The 2,138-nt window shown below is 68.4% G+C and carries 2 protein-coding genes; both read right to left on the bottom strand.

The features are described from left to right. Nucleotides 1-1,742, bottom strand: a 1,742-nt coding sequence (locus tag FFS21_RS31840) for a condensation domain-containing protein (RefSeq protein ID WP_171020539.1), incomplete at its 3' end; no start/stop codon positions are given. After that, the coding region (locus FFS21_RS31835; RefSeq protein ID WP_249359776.1) for a phosphopantetheine-binding protein at nucleotides 1,743-2,138 on the bottom strand (396 nt) is incomplete at its 5' end.

The following is a 2,138-nucleotide window of genomic DNA, read 5'->3' as shown; positions in this document are numbered from 1 at the left end:
ATGGCGAGCAGCGCCACGACCATGTCCGTCGAACGCGGCACCGCGAGGCCCACGCGGTCATCGGCGCGCACGCCCTGTGCGATCAGTCGATGGGCCAGCCGGTTCGCGCGACGCTCCAGTTCGCCGTAGGACAAGCCCTCGGCTTCATCCTCGAACAGCACGGCCAGTGCGTCGGGGTTGCGACGCGCCTGCGCCTGGAAGGCCAGATGCACGAGCGGCGCATGGTCTTGTTGTGTGCCCGTGCCCCAGTCAGCCAACTGGCGCGACTCCTTGCCCGACAGCAGCGGCACATCGCCCAGTGCGCGGTCCGGTTCTTCGGCCAGCGTTGCAAGCATGGACAGGTAGTGCCGCCCCAGCCGCTCGATCGTGGCGGGTTCGAACAGATCGGCAGCGTAGGTCATCCGCACGCCCACCACGCCCGAGGCACGCTCGACGGTATCGAGCATCAGTTCGAAGCGCGAGTCTGTCTCGGTGGCGCCCAGGTCCACGCCGGCCACGTGCAGCCCCGGCAGGTCGTGGCTGGGTTGCACGTCTTCCTGCTGGTGGTTGATGAGCACCTGGAACAGCGGATTCGCGCTCAGCCCACGCTCGGGCCGCAGCACGTCGAGCAGCGCGTCGAATGGCAGGTCCTGATGGGCCTGCGCCTCCAGCACGCAATCCTGCGCCTGACGCAATGCCTCGCTTAACGGCATCTCCGCGCGCAACCGGTTGGACAGCACCTGTGTGTTGACGAAGAAGCCGACCACACCCGCCGTCTCGGCGCGCTGCCGGTTCGCCGTCAGCGTGCCGACGCGGATATCCGGCTCGCCCGTGTAGCGATGCAGCAGCGCCTGCAGACCGCCGAGCAGCGCCGCGAACAGCGTACCGCCCTGCTGCTGCATGCGCTGCCGCAGCGCCGCCACCAATGGCGCGGGAACGTCGAAACCGTGCTTGGCGGCACGATACGTGGCGACGGTTCGCCGCACGTGATCGGCAGGCAGTTGGAGGACGGGATGCCGGGTGCCCAGCCGTTCTTGCCAGTAGGCCAGTTGGCGCGCCTGCTCGCCGGCCGCGAGCCAGTTGCGCTGCCAGAGCGCGAAATCGGCGTACTGCACGTCGAGCGCCGGCAGGCCGCTGGCTTCCCCGCGCACGTGGGCACCGTAGAGCGCCACGAACTCGTCGACGATCACCTGCATCGACCAGCCGTCCGAAATGATGTGATGCATGGTGACGACGAGCAGGTGCGCGTCGTCGGCCAGTCGCAGCAGTGCCACGCGCAGCAGTGGCCCGGTTTCGAGATCGAACGGGATGCGTGTCAGGCGCAGCGCTTCATCGCGGGCACGGACATCGCGTTCGCTGGCATCGATGGCACCGAGATCCAGCCGCGCCACCACCAGCCCGGAGGCGTCGCGGATCTCGGGCACCGCCATGCCGTTGGCATCGCCGTGAAACACCGTGCGCAGCGATTCATGACGCGCGGCCAGCGCCTGAAAACTGGCATCGAGCGCATCGGCATCGAGCTGCCCTTCCAGGCGCAGCGCACCGGCAATGTGATAGGCGGCACTCTGCGGATCGAGCTGCCACAGGAACCATTGACGCTGCTGCGCGGGCGAGGCGACCTGACGGTCGGCGGCCGGGGCCGGCACGATGGGCAGCAGGCCAAAATCCACACCCTGGCGCTGCAAGGCCGCCAGGAAGTCTTTCCGCTTGTCCGCGGGCAGTGCCAGGAATCGCTCGGCCAGCGCCCGTTTACGTTGTTCCATTCAGCTCTCCAGTGATGCGAGTAGATCGTCGATCTCGTCCAGTCCGGTGGACTCCGCTGCAGTCTGCGCTTCCAGATGCGCCGCCAGTTCGGCGGCCAGCGCGTGCAGCGTGACGTGTTCAAAGTAGGCCCGTAGCGGCAGGCGCGCGCCCATGCGCTGCTGGACGCGCGCCTGCGTCTGCAGGACGGCCAGCGAATGTCCGCCGAGCGCAAAGAAGTTGTCGTGCCGGCCCACGGCAGGCAGGCCCAGCACTTCGGCCCAGATCGCGGCCAGCGCCTGCTCCGTCTCGCCCTGCGGCGGTTCGGTCGGCTGCGTGCTATCGCCAATGACCGCTTCCGGCGCCGGCAGCGCATGCCGGTCCACCTTGCCGTTCGGGTTCAGCGGCAGGCGTGCGAG

The sequence above is a fragment of the Cupriavidus sp. 2SB genome, from assembly GCF_005503625.1.
GTDB lineage: Bacteria > Pseudomonadota > Gammaproteobacteria > Burkholderiales > Burkholderiaceae > Cupriavidus.
Note: the sequence above shows the minus strand (reverse complement) of the source record. Positions and strands in the feature narration are given on the sequence as shown.